We start from the raw sequence: 12,336 nt of genomic DNA on the forward strand, positions 1-12,336 counted from the left end.
TATTTGAAATCAATGATTCCCACGTATTTTTTCCAAACTTAGCAGTTTCATTTAGTTCTTAAAGCCATGACCTACCCAGCCTCCGAATTAATTCTCAACGCCGACGGGAGTATTTATCACCTTCGGTTGTTGCCCGAAGATGTAGCCGATACCGTGCTTGTGGTAGGCGATCCGACCGCGTAAGTATGATTTCCCAGTTCTTTGACCGAATTGAAGTAAAAAAACAGCATCGAGAATTTGTCACGCACACGGGCTCCATTGGCAAGAAGCGATTTACCGTCGTTTCCTCCGGCATCGGTGCCGATAATGTGGAAATTGTCATGACGGAACTTGACGCGGTCCGTAATATTGATTTAAAACGCCGGGAACCCCTGTCGGGTTTGAATCCGCTCAAAATTATCCGTATTGGTACCTCGGGCAGTTTGCAACAGGACATCCCGCTGGGCTCGGTGGTGGCCTCTTCTGCGGGGGTGGGTCTGGATGGACTGCTCGACTTTTATGCTACGGATGAGTCCTTGTGGGCTCCGGAATTTTGTGCGGAAATTCGACAGACCCTCCAGCTACGGTTGCAACCCTATGCGGTAGAAGCCTCTACTCCCCTGCTCAACGGCATCACGTCGCGACTCATTCCGAATCTGTATACGGGCATTACGCTGACCTGTCCCGGTTTTTACGCTCCGCAGGGACGAGCCCTGCGTCTTTCCCCGCAGGTACCTAACTCTATTTCCTTACTCCAGCAATTCAGCTGGAATGGTAACCGCATTACCAACTTCGAAATGGAAACGGCGGCGTATTACCTCTTTGGTAAACTTCTGGGCCACGAAATGCTCTCGCTCAGTGCCATTGTTGCCAACCGGGTCAGTAATGAATTTGCTTCGGAACCGGAGAAGATTGTCCAGAAACTGATTCGTGATACCTTAGACTGGTTAGTAGCCTAAGCCATGCCAGCCCGAAATAACTCCCTTCTACTTTCTATGAGCAGGGAGTTATTTGACTTTTTACCAGCGGCTATTTATTCTTTCGTCATGCCTGGTAAAGCTAATTTTCCAACGCTTTAAAAAATTTAAGGAGACGAAACATCCTGAAAATCAATACAAGGCACTTTTTTTAAAAAAATATTAGTCTACTTATTCTATAGAGTATAAATTATAATATATCTTTGTAGCCGTAATCAAAGACCCTTTACCAAACTTTAATCCTATCAAACCTCAAACTCTTTAAACGTTTTCAGACCAATTATCCAATACGGGCTGTGTGGTCGAGTGGAGAGGCAGAGGCCTGCAAAGCCTCCGACGCGGGTTCGACTCCCGCCGCAGCCACTACCTAAAGCTTAATCCCCACGAGACATGCTGTACGAAATTGAAGATGAATCAGGTGTAATTACTGCGGTACAAGTAAAGCCACTACCCCATCGCCGTCCGGAACGGGTTCTTCCTTTAAACCAGGGTCATACGGCTCCTTCTTTTCAGCTGAAAGCCAGCTCCGGTGTTTGGAACGCGACCCTCGCCGACCGGTTTCAAACGCAATCCGAACTGACCCTGGGAGAGTTAGTACAGCAACGTCCGCTGGTGTTGAGTTTTTATTGCCCCTGCTGGAATGCCTATGCGACTTCGCATTTGAGCTTTTTGCAGACTTTGCATCAAAATATTCGGGGTTTGGGTGGCGATCTGCTCGTCTTATCCAACGAGCCCGCTCCGATGCTCCAGCAACTCGCCGACACGAAGGATCTGGATTTTAATCTGGCCTATGATCGGTATAATCAGATTGCCCGGAGTTTTGGGGTGTATTCAGACTCCCATCCGCTGTGGGAACGCGTGTCGGGCATTTCCGATGACGCCTATATCCCAGCCGTGTACGTCATTAATCGGCAGCGGCAAATCGTGTTTGATTTCATTGATGAAAATCTGACGAATACCTGCAACAGCCGTGCGTTACTGACGGCCCTGTACGACAATCGTTAGGATTCGATATAGTCCCTTTGGGGCAAGAGTTTAAGTAAGTGTGTATGCAATCAAGGTGAAAAATGCCGCTGGATTTTCCGGAGGCATTTTTAGTTTTTGGGCCTACCTTCCTCAGAGAATAGTACCCTTATGAATGAAAAAAGCGGTCCGTGTGCTACAGACCGCTGTATTTTTAAAAGGTATCAAATCAGCTCACAAAGCCGGGCCACTGGCACAGGCGTTCAGCGGCTTTTTCTAAGGTTTCTTCGTCTTTGGCAAAGCAGAATCGCAGCAGCTTATGGTCGTTTTTCTGATGAAAAAACACGGACGTCGGAATGGAAGCTACGCCAATTTCTTTGGTCAGCCGCACCGCCAGTTCATAGTCCGGCACTTCGGTTTGGTAAGATAAATTCTGGAAAAACGTTCCCTGCGAAGGTTTCCATTGAAACGTTGATCCGGCCAGTTGCCGCAGGAAAAAGTCCCGCTTCTGCTGATAAAAAGCTGCCACGGATTCGTAGTGCTCGGGTTCATTCAGGTACTCGGCCAGGGCGTACTGGATGGGTGTCACCGTACTAAAGGTCAAATACTGATGCACTTTACGAAACTCCGTACTCAGCTCAGCCGGAGCCAGGCAGTACCCTACTTTCCAGCCCGTTACGTGAAAAGTTTTCCCGAAGGACCCACACACAAACGTACGCTCCCGCAATTGCGGATGCTGAGCCAGCGATACATGCTTATAAGTATCGAAGGTGATGTGTTCATAAACTTCATCGGCAACCACCCAGATGTCGCGGTACTGAATGAGTGCAGCCAGCTGATCGAGGTCATTACGAGTCCAGACATAGCCCGTCGGGTTGTGGGGTGTGTTCAAGATGATCAGTCGCGTACGGTCAGTGATCTTGCGACGTACCTCTTCCCAGTCGACCGCAAAATCAGGAGCGTCCAGGGTGACAAAGACGGGCGTTCCGCCATTGAGTTCGATGGCAGGAACGTAACTATCGTACGCCGGTTCGAATACCAGTACCTCATCACCCGGCCGTACTACCGCCGTGATGGCTGCGAACAGAGCCTCAGTAGCTCCCGACGTGATGGTGATTTCCCGTTCCGGATGATACCCTTGCCCGTACTGGACTTCCGTTTTACGGGCCAGGGCCTCCCGGAGGGGCTGTACGCCCGTCATGGGAGCGTATTGATTGAAGCCTTTTCGTAGATACTTTTCAACCAGTGCCAGTAAGGCGGGTGACCCGTCGAAACCCGGAAATCCCTGCGATAAATTCAGGGCACCGTGTTCGGCGGCCAACTGGGACATGGTCGTAAAAATCGTGGTGCCGACTTTCGGCAATTTGGTTGTCAGGGAAGAAACAAGGGACATACTAGGATCTATTTACCGCAAGTTTAGCGGCTAGCTCGGCACTGGTGCTGTCTTCCGCGTAAACGCCGTAGGGACTGATCAGCGTACCTTTCTGGCCGCCGTGTGATTCGATTGCGTATACAATGAGATTGTCGTCCGGATCGGACATGCCTTCCAGACGAACCGTTTCTACAATTTCAAAGTCTTCGGGTTGCAGGCGTAGACGTTCCTGCGGACAGTGCAGAGTATCCGTTTCCAGGTTAAAATCCAACGTGTAGCCCTGATTTTTTAGCCGATTGAGTACGTCTACGAGGGTTTGTTCGGTAGGTTGTGCCATGGTAGGTTTACGTTACATGAAGAACTCCGGGCAAGTTAAGACTTTACCCGGAGTTCCTGTTTTCGAACCTCCGTTATCTGGCTTCATTGTACACCCAATGCACGTACTGACGGCGGAGGTAATTCGACGTAAAGAGAATTACAATACTGGCCAGATTCAGTGTCAGTAGCCACCAGGGGTTATTGGTCAGGGCGTACGCGGTCAGGATCAGACTGCATAAGCGGGCGTATTCCAGGTACAACACCCAGGTTTTCTTTTCCAGAATCGCTCCGATATTAATCAGACTCAGTAGGACAAACACCCCACCACCTACTTGTAAGGGGAACGGCCAGTACTGGTCCCAGAGAATCAGAAAAAACAGCAGTAGGGATACGACAACCAGTTGCCCAAGAATGTAGCTCCGCATCCGATGACTTACCACAACTTCGGGATGCTGGGCAATGAAAATGGCCTCCAGCTCACCCCGTACGTGCGGATCAAAGTTGGCGGGACGACCAAAAATGACCTTCAATTTCGGGATAAAACCGGGCGTTTTTTTCACCGAAAGGGCAATTTCCAGCAAAAAATGAAAATGTTGCCAGAGGAAACTATAGCTTTTCAAGGGTTTCGTTAGCCCATACACGGGTTCTTCGGTTTCCTCGATAAACGTACCGAAGAGCTTATCCCAAATGATCAGTACGTCCCCGTAGTTTTTATCGAGGTATAGCTCATTACTGGCGTGGTGAACCCGGTGGTGCGAAGGGGTTACGAAAATATACTCCAGCCAGCCCAGTTTGCCGACCAGTCGCGTATGCGTGAAAAAGGGATACGCTCCGTGAATCAGCAGCAAAGCGGTAATCATCTCGGCGGAGAAGCCCAACAGCGGCAATACGCACCAGAACGCCCCTCGTACCAATGCCTGAAACACCGTAATCCGAGCAGCTACGGTATAATTAAATTCATCACTCTGGTGGTGTACTACGTGAACGCCCCAAAACAGATTGATTTCGTGGGCAAATCGGTGGTACCAGTACCAGAGAAAGTCCGTCGCCAGAAAGAGCAGAATGAAGGTCCAGGCGTTTTCATGAATCGTAAACAGACCAAAGTTTCGCTGGATAAAATCAAACACGTAAAAGAACAGGCTACTCACGTACAGGTCAGACAGCCGCTCGGCAATCCCAACACCCATATTGGTTACGGAGTCGGCAAAATGGTGCACCTTCCGCTCCATTCGTAAGGAAAGGTAATACTCAAGTCCAATAAAAAAGACAAACAGGGGAATGGCAAAGGCAAGAATGTTGATCTCCATACTATTCATAGGGAGGCAAAAGATTATAGTATAAATTTAAAAAGCTGCTACGGAGTTCACCCGAACCACGCCTTCTACCGCCGAAATCCGACGAATGAGTACGTGTTCCGGTTCATGCAGTTCTACGTTGAGGAACCCTCGCTGGGATTTATCCCGGTAAGCAAAATCCATCTGTCGCACGCGGTTTCCCTTGCGTCGATTGATGGCATTCAATACGTTGAAGACGAGTTTTTGACTGGCATTGCCAATCACTTGAATACGTAATATCGATTGATTCATGGCTGTAAGGTTATTAGTACACGCAAATTAAATCTATTTATCCTATTAATTTAATAGATTATTAAAATTTAACTTTTCATGATTACTAATCGCTACTGGTGAATTGATTTTATGGAGATGAAAAGCACTAAGTACTTTTCTGATGTGTATAACACAAAGTATGCTTCATTCGCGAAATTGCCCTACAAATAATAATAGCACATATTTAGTAGTATATACGTATTTTTTTAGTTTATTGTCCCTGTATTACCCTTTAACAATCCCTCATCTTTCACCTTACTTACTCACGTGTATGGATTTCACTAATTTAAAAGATCTCATTCTGTTACATGTCTATCAGTACGGCGGCAAAATTCTTCTGGCCTTAGTCGTTTTTATCATCGGACGGCTGGTCATTGGTAAGCTTACACAATTTCTGGCTGCTCGTATGAATCAGAGTCGTATTGATCGCGACGTTCAACCCTTTTTACTCTCCTTACTCAGCGTTCTGTTCAATGTGATGCTCTTGTTAAGCTGTGCGGGACTGTTGGGTATCGAAACGACTTCCTTCGTCGCGATTCTCGGAGCTGCCGGTTTAGCCGTAGGTCTGGCTTTACAGGGCAGCCTGGCCAACTTTGCGGGAGGTGTACTCATTCTCATTTTCAAACCATTCCGGGTTGGTGATTTAATCGAAGCTCAGGGCTTCATCGGTGTGGTAGAGGCCATCCAGATTTTCAACACCATTCTGGTAACGCCGGATAATAAAACCATCATCCTACCCAACGGCTCCCTATCCACCAGCCCCGTCACGAACATTTCGGGCAAGGGTGTTATTCGCGTGGATATGGTGTACGGCGTAGGAAGTCAGAATGATCTGGACGTAACTAAGGCCGCGATTCAAGGTGTCATTGCGACCTGCCCGTATGCACTCAAAGATCGTGGCCATGATGTACTGGTCACCAAACTCACCCCCGATACAACGAGCTACGATGTACGTGTGTGGACCACGCCAGCCGATTACTGGAACACGTACTACTATATGCACGAGAATCTCAAACGCCAGTTTGACCGTGATGGCATTCAGGCTCCGGAAAAATTGGTGTACGTCAAGCAGAAATAAGTATTTTCCTCCTACCTAACCTCAAGGCTCTTCGGAGCCTTTTTTTATTAGTAATTGATTTACAGACCTTTACTTATTCATCGCGAAGAAATACGGAATTTAATATTCTACTATTTTGGTGGAGTAAAAGATAGTCTACTATTTTTGTAGGCAAACTACACTACATGGAGTCAACGTCTGAAGTACTTAAGCCCTCCGAAGTCATACCCACTCGTTCCGTCAAAAAGAGCAGTAAAAACCCCTTCGAAGAGGCCATCATTACGTTGTGGAAACGGGAACGCAAACCCGCTGAGATTTTCATTCACATCGTGAATGCGTTAGCCTTGATGATTGTAGGGCACCTGATCTTTAAGTTTCTTACCGTCGAAAATATTACTACGGCTTTCAACTCCATTACGGTTGACATTCTCTGGTACGTACTGGGTGGCTTTCTGGCCCAAATGGTAGATGGAGCCCTGGGCATGGCTTACGGTGTTTCAGCAGCGACTTTTCTGGCGGGCGTAGGGGTTTCTCCCGCCGTCATTTCCATGAGTGTACACACCTCCGAAATTTTTACGAGTGGCGTATCGGGCTACATGCACCTGAGATATGGCAATGTGAACGCCAAACTTTTCAAGGTGATCTTGATTCCCGGCGTTATTGGAGCTGTTTTGGGTGCTTACCTGCTTTCTTCCGTACTGGAAGAGTACATGACGTACGTAAAACCAGCCGTGTCGACATATACCTTGATTCTGGGTATCGTAATCATCCGGAAAGCCCTGATCAAGCGGCAGAAAAAAAATCCGATCAAGTTGATTGGACCGCTGGCCTGGTTTGGCGGTTTCATGGATTCCATCGGTGGTGGCGGCTGGGGGCCGATTGTATCCTCGACGCTGATTGCCTCGGGACGTCACCCCCGCTATACGGTTGGCTCGGTGAATCTCGCTGAATTTTTCATTTCTTTCGCGTCGTCTCTGACCTTCTTTCTGGTCATTGGTTTATCGCAATGGCAGGTGATTCTGGGACTTATTCTGGGAGGCGTGATTGCCGCTCCCATTGCAGCCCGTTTAGCCAGTAAGCTACCGATTAAAGCCATGATGATTCTGGTCGGTATCGTAGTGATTCTGGCCAGTCTGAAGCGACTGATTGGCTAGGAACGCAAAGCTATTGATACGAAAAACCACCGTGTTGTCTGTCTTAGAAACAGATCAGCACGGTGGTTTTTTATTGCTATACAATTTACAAAGGTTCAACCCAACTGGGTTTTCGCTCGCTTGTTAGCTATTAACTTCGTCGCGAGGGCAGGAAAATTACTCCGTTCTCAGAAGGTTTGTAATGAAAGTTACTGTGGATAATTTGGTGTGTATCTTTTTTGATTTACTTAAATCGCGTCAGAGACGCGAAACCAGGCTACGCCGATTTTTAATCGGGGTGAGCAGGGTTTGGAAACCTGCATAAATACAGCACATCTTAGGCATTATAACCCTGAACGGGTTCAATAGCATTAGTCCCGTATGCAATGCGGGGAATCAAATCGGTAAGCTAACCATAGGTTTCACCCATGGCTATTCGAATGAAACCCCTCCGGGGTTAAATGCTTACACCTGCATATTCATTCAGGATTGCATGCCGACTCGCCAACCCTGAAGGGGTTCAATCTCAATAGCCCCGTATGCAATGCGGGGTATAGCCAGCCCGGTAGGCACAGCCTACTAATTAAAAAAGTCCGTAGTGAATACTACGGACAACTCGTTCCACTACCCTTACCTGTTTTACCCTACCAAAACAAAAAACCCTACTGCTGAGCCGCCAGCAGATACAACACGGCCATCCGCGTCGCTACGCCATTTTCTACCTGATTCAGAATAATCGAGTGCTCGCTGGAGTCAGCCGCATCCGAGCTTAATTCTACGCCCCGATTGATCGGTCCGGGGTGCATCAGTACAATCGGCTTGTCCAGTTCATTGAGCATGGCTTTGTTGATACCGTAATACAGCGAATACTCCCGCAGACTCGGGAAATACTTCACCTGCAGGCGTTCGAGCTGAATACGCAGTACGTTGGCGACATCGCACCACTGCAACGCCTGCCGTACATCGTGCGAAACGATCACGCCCAGATCCCGGATATATCGCGGAATCAGCGTACTCGGTCCACACACCATTACTTCTGCTCCCAGCTTCTTCAGACAGAAAATATTGGATAAAGCTACTCGGGAGTGCAGAATGTCACCAATGATGGCCACTTTCTTACCCGCTACATCGCCGAGTTTTTCACGAATGGAAAAGGCATCCAGCAAGGCCTGCGTCGGGTGCTCGTGCGTACCGTCACCGGCATTTACCACGCTGGCCGGAATGCGGCTGGATAGGTAATGCGGAGCCCCGGGCGAACTGTGCCGCATAACGATTAAGTCTACCTTCATGGCCAGAATGTTATTGACCGTATCCAGTAGCGTTTCTCCTTTCTTAACGGAACTACTCGACGAGGAAAAATTAACCACGTCAGCCGAAAGTCGTTTTTCAGCCAGCTCAAACGACAGACGCGTACGGGTGGAGTTTTCGAAAAAAACGTTGGCAATCGTTACGTCCCGCAGCGAGGGTACTTTTTTGATCGGACGGTTGAGCACTTCCTTAAACTCGTCGGCAGTCTGGAAAATGAGCTGAATATCGGCTTCCGTGAGATCTTTGATGCCTAGTAAATGTCTCGTACTTAGCACGGCAGTATAAAATTAAGTTTTCGATGAAGAACGAAAACGGGATGTACATTCAAAAAAAGCCCCCTCAACGTTTCCGGAGGGGGAACAAAAACTAATCACTGAGCCAAATACCGTCTTTTTCGTGGCCCTGTTCTTTCCATTCCACGATGACCCGCTGCGTATCGAGCGTATTGACTTTCAGCCCCACGTAATCCGGAGCGATGGGAATATCCCGGTTATAACTACGATCAATAAGTACCGCCAGTTCTACCTTTTCCGGACGGCCAAAAAAGGTCATGGCATCCAGAGCGGCCCGTACCATGCGGCCCGTAGCAATCACGTCGTCGACGAGAATGACCCGTTTGCCTTCGACCGTAAAGGGGATTTTAGTCTGATTGGCCCGTACAATCGATTCCCGACGGCGAAAGTCGTCGCGGTGAAAAGTCGCATCCAGCCAGCCAAACGGAATGGTACTACCGGTGGTTTGCTGAAGTTCCTGATGAATTCGTTGAGCCAGATGAATACCTCGCGGTTGCAAACCCAGGATCACTGAATCGGCAAAGAGCTGGTGATTCTCAATAAGTTGTTGGCATAACCGACTGATGGTGATCTCCAACAAGGGACTGGAAAGAAGCAATCGTCGCTGCATATGCGGGCAAAATTAGGCAAACGAAATTAGGATTTAGGAATCCGAAGGGGCGAAATTCGCTTTTCGAATGCGAAATAATTGCGGATGGCTTGATCTTCTGTACAATGACCGAAGAAATTTATCCGTATCAATTCATCATCTCCTATGAAGTATCTGGTAGCGGGCTTAGGAAACATTGGCCCGGAATATGCAATGACCCGACACAACGTCGGTTTTATGGTACTGGACCGACTGGCGGCTCAGGAAAATCTTAAATTCGATCTGGGTCGGCTGGCGTACGGGGCTGAACTGAAATACAAAGGCCGCACCATTTACCTGATCAAGCCTACCACGTACATGAACCTGAGCGGGAAGGCGATTAACTACTGGCTGAAAGAACTGAAAATACCCGTGGAGAATATGTTGACGATTACCGACGACATTGCCCTACCTTTTGGAAAGCTACGCCTCCGGAGCAAAGGATCGCACGGAGGACACAACGGTTTACGAAATATTCAGGAGGTATTGGGCAATGATCAGTATGCTCGTCTTCGTTTTGGCGTAAGCGGTGATTTTCCCAAAGGACGTCAGGTAGACCATGTACTTGGGGAGTTTCCCAAGAGCGAAATCGAGCTTTTACCTGAACGGCTGGACCGCTCCATCGACATTTTATTGAGTTTTTGCACTTTAGGGATTGACAAGACGATGAATAATTTTAACGAATGATTGTACTAAATAAAGAATTTTACAAAAAGTTAAAGTAATATTTTCAGGAACTTTATTGGATATTTAACCATATAAAATTCTAGTTAAAGACATTTTTATATCTTTTTTTTCGTCCACTCGAAGTCAAAATAGGATATTATTCCGAATAAAATTTTGAAATTGTATTTTCCTAAGTTTGGACTTTTAATTTAGTGTATCTACATTTGTAATGTCAAACGACGACAAACAAATTGTAAAATACCAGGAAGTAACCAAAATGATTTGTAACTTTGCATCAGAGTAGTTCGATGAAAATCAAATCTAGGGCTTCTGGTTCCACAGCTGAAAATAAGTTTGTATTTTGGGTCGCTGATTGGAACACATTTTTTGGAACGATACACAAAACTGTAGGGTTCCCGTATTAAACACCAGTCAAGATAGAGGTAAGGGTTGTGTTTAATCCATTTTCCAAGAGAGGTTAGCGTTTTTTCATAGTAAAATAGGTTTAGAGGTTAAGTGGGATAAGGTTGAGCGTTTCGCTCGGCCTTATTTTGTTTTCAGCCCATTGGTAGCTTTTCTTTCGGCTTTGTAACCCTAAAAGTCGGTTCGCATCTATTCTTGCTTTTACCTCCATAGCGAATAGCTATCTTGCTTCATTCATTTGCAAACACCAGACCCTATATGTTTAAACGCTTACTCGCTACGGCCTTTCTGGCAGTGCCTTTGGTCGGCTCTTCCCAACAAATTCTGAATCGGGATCCTGAAATTGATCGTTACGTCAAAGCCGTTTCCGCCGACTCGATGCGGGCAACCGTTGAAAAGCTCGTTTCCTTTGGCAGCCGACATACCCTGAGTTCGGTCAGTGATCCACAGCGGGGGATCGGGGCCGCCCGCCGCTGGACACTCGCTAAATTTCAGTCCTACGCCAAAAATTCCGGCGGTCGCCTAACGGCCCAGTTACAAAGCTGGACGCTCAAGCCCGACGGCCGTCGGGTGGACAAAGAGCATGAAATTGCCAACGTTGTAGCTACCCTAAAAGGCTCCGATCCGAATGACGACCGGGTGTTTGTCATCTCGGCTCACATCGACTCCCGGGCTCTGGACATTATGAATCGTGATATTGATTCCCCCGGAGCCAACGACGATGGTTCGGGTGTAGCCACGGCTTTGGAACTGGCCCGTATCCTGTCCGCCGCCAAATTCCCGGCTACAATCGTATTTCTGATTGTCAGTGGTGAAGAACAAAGCCTGCTCGGGGCCGAGTATTACGCCCAGCAAGCCGTCGATAAAAAGATGAATCTGGAAGCCATTCTGAATAATGATACGATGGGTTCTTCCGCAGGCAGCGATATTGGCATGATTGACAATACCCGTTTACGCGTCTTTAGCGAAGGGTTACCCGCGTACCAGACTGCCGAACAGGCGGCTAAAATCCGGGCGATTGGAGCTGAAAGCGACGGGCAGACCCGACAACTGGCCCGATACATGAAAGAAGTGGGTGAACGATACGTAGAAAACCTGGAAGTGGTACTAATCTTTCGCAATGACCGTTTTCAACGCGGCGGCGATCACACCCCTTTTGTGAATAAAGGCTTTGCGGCCGTTCGGATTACAGAAATGAACGAAAACTTTGATCACCAACACCACGACATTCATACTGAAAACGGCAAAGAGTACGGTGATCTGCAAAAGTTCATGGATTTTGAATACCTCCGTAAAAATGCTGCTGTAAACCTGGCAACGCTGGCCAACCTGGCGAAAGCTCCGCAAATGCCTCAGGACGTACAGATCGAAGTACGCGGCTCAGCTAGTTACGCCAAACTCAACTGGAAGGCTCCTAAAGCCGGAAAAGTGAAAGGATACTACGTACTGATTCGGGAAACGTATCAGCCGTTCTGGCAAAAGAAACTGTACACAACCGAAACTTCGATTACACTCCCCTACTCCAGGGATTCGTATTTCTTTGCCATCCAGGCGGTTAGTGAGCATGGAAACGAAAGTTTGCCCGTCATTCCCTTGCCTTCGCGTTAAGCCT

General features: G+C 47.7%; 12 protein-coding genes and 1 tRNA gene. 7 read left to right on the forward strand and 6 right to left on the reverse strand.

Features of this window, described 5'->3' with window-relative positions:
* Positions 1-185: 185 nt before the first annotated feature.
* From BWI97_RS02075 to BWI97_RS02085, 3 genes are all read left to right on the forward strand, one after another.
* Entirely contained in the window at positions 186-938 is a 753-nt protein-coding gene (locus tag BWI97_RS02075; protein ID WP_369826524.1) for a nucleoside phosphorylase, read from the forward strand.
* Positions 939-1,248: 310 nt separating this feature from the next.
* Positions 1,249-1,319 (forward strand) — tRNA-Cys (locus tag BWI97_RS02080).
* Positions 1,320-1,346: 27 nt separating this feature from the next.
* Entirely contained in the window at positions 1,347-1,961 is a 615-nt protein-coding gene (locus BWI97_RS02085) for a redoxin domain-containing protein (protein ID WP_102199852.1), read from the forward strand.
* Positions 1,962-2,148: 187 nt separating this feature from the next.
* Here BWI97_RS02085 and BWI97_RS02090 read toward each other — a convergent pair whose 3' ends face one another.
* From BWI97_RS02090 to BWI97_RS02105, 4 genes are all read right to left on the reverse strand, one after another.
* A complete protein-coding gene (locus BWI97_RS02090; protein WP_102199853.1) occupies positions 2,149-3,312 on the reverse strand; it encodes a methionine aminotransferase in 1,164 nt (387 codons plus the stop codon).
* 1 nt (position 3,313) lies between these two features.
* The gene (locus BWI97_RS02095; RefSeq protein WP_102199854.1) at positions 3,314-3,628 is read right to left on the reverse strand and encodes a phosphoribosylpyrophosphate synthetase; all 315 of its coding nucleotides are present in this window, start codon (positions 3,626-3,628) and stop codon (positions 3,314-3,316) included.
* A gap of 73 nt (positions 3,629-3,701) precedes the next feature.
* Complete coding sequence (locus tag BWI97_RS02100; protein WP_102199855.1) at positions 3,702-4,916, reverse strand: sterol desaturase family protein; 1,215 nt, start codon at positions 4,914-4,916, stop codon at positions 3,702-3,704.
* Positions 4,917-4,952: 36 nt separating this feature from the next.
* The gene (locus BWI97_RS02105; RefSeq protein ID WP_094811989.1) at positions 4,953-5,195 is read right to left on the reverse strand and encodes a hypothetical protein; all 243 of its coding nucleotides are present in this window, start codon (positions 5,193-5,195) and stop codon (positions 4,953-4,955) included.
* 292 nt (positions 5,196-5,487) lie between these two features.
* Here BWI97_RS02105 and BWI97_RS02110 point away from each other — a divergent pair, with 292 nt between their 5' ends.
* Both BWI97_RS02110 and BWI97_RS02115 read left to right on the forward strand, forming a co-directional pair.
* Positions 5,488-6,294 (forward strand): mechanosensitive ion channel family protein, encoded by an 807-nt coding sequence (locus BWI97_RS02110; RefSeq protein WP_094811991.1) that lies wholly within the window; start codon positions 5,488-5,490, stop codon positions 6,292-6,294.
* A 164-nt stretch (positions 6,295-6,458) separates the two neighbouring features.
* A complete protein-coding gene (locus BWI97_RS02115; protein WP_102199856.1) occupies positions 6,459-7,427 on the forward strand; it encodes a sulfite exporter TauE/SafE family protein in 969 nt (322 codons plus the stop codon).
* Positions 7,428-8,068: 641 nt separating this feature from the next.
* Here the strand turns inward: BWI97_RS02115 and BWI97_RS02120 are convergent.
* On the reverse strand, positions 8,069-8,989 hold the full coding sequence (locus tag BWI97_RS02120) for an aspartate carbamoyltransferase catalytic subunit (protein WP_094814702.1): 921 nt from the start codon (positions 8,987-8,989) through the stop codon (positions 8,069-8,071).
* Between the two features lie 91 nt (positions 8,990-9,080).
* Positions 9,081-9,617 carry a bifunctional pyr operon transcriptional regulator/uracil phosphoribosyltransferase PyrR gene (gene pyrR / locus BWI97_RS02125; RefSeq protein ID WP_094814700.1) on the reverse strand — a complete coding sequence of 179 codons (537 nt, stop codon included), beginning with the start codon at positions 9,615-9,617 and terminating at the stop codon, positions 9,081-9,083.
* Between the two features lie 144 nt (positions 9,618-9,761).
* Between pyrR and pth the strand changes: the two genes are divergently transcribed.
* Both pth and BWI97_RS02135 read left to right on the forward strand, forming a co-directional pair.
* Positions 9,762-10,322 carry an aminoacyl-tRNA hydrolase gene (gene pth, locus BWI97_RS02130; protein WP_094814698.1) on the forward strand — a complete coding sequence of 187 codons (561 nt, stop codon included), beginning with the start codon at positions 9,762-9,764 and terminating at the stop codon, positions 10,320-10,322.
* Between the two features lie 660 nt (positions 10,323-10,982).
* Complete coding sequence (locus BWI97_RS02135) at positions 10,983-12,332, forward strand: M28 family metallopeptidase (RefSeq protein WP_102199857.1); 1,350 nt, start codon at positions 10,983-10,985, stop codon at positions 12,330-12,332.
* Positions 12,333-12,336 lie beyond the last annotated feature (4 nt).

Origin of the sequence: Siphonobacter sp. BAB-5405 (assembly GCF_002872335.1) — a bacterium.
Lineage (GTDB): Bacteria > Bacteroidota > Bacteroidia > Cytophagales > Spirosomataceae > Siphonobacter.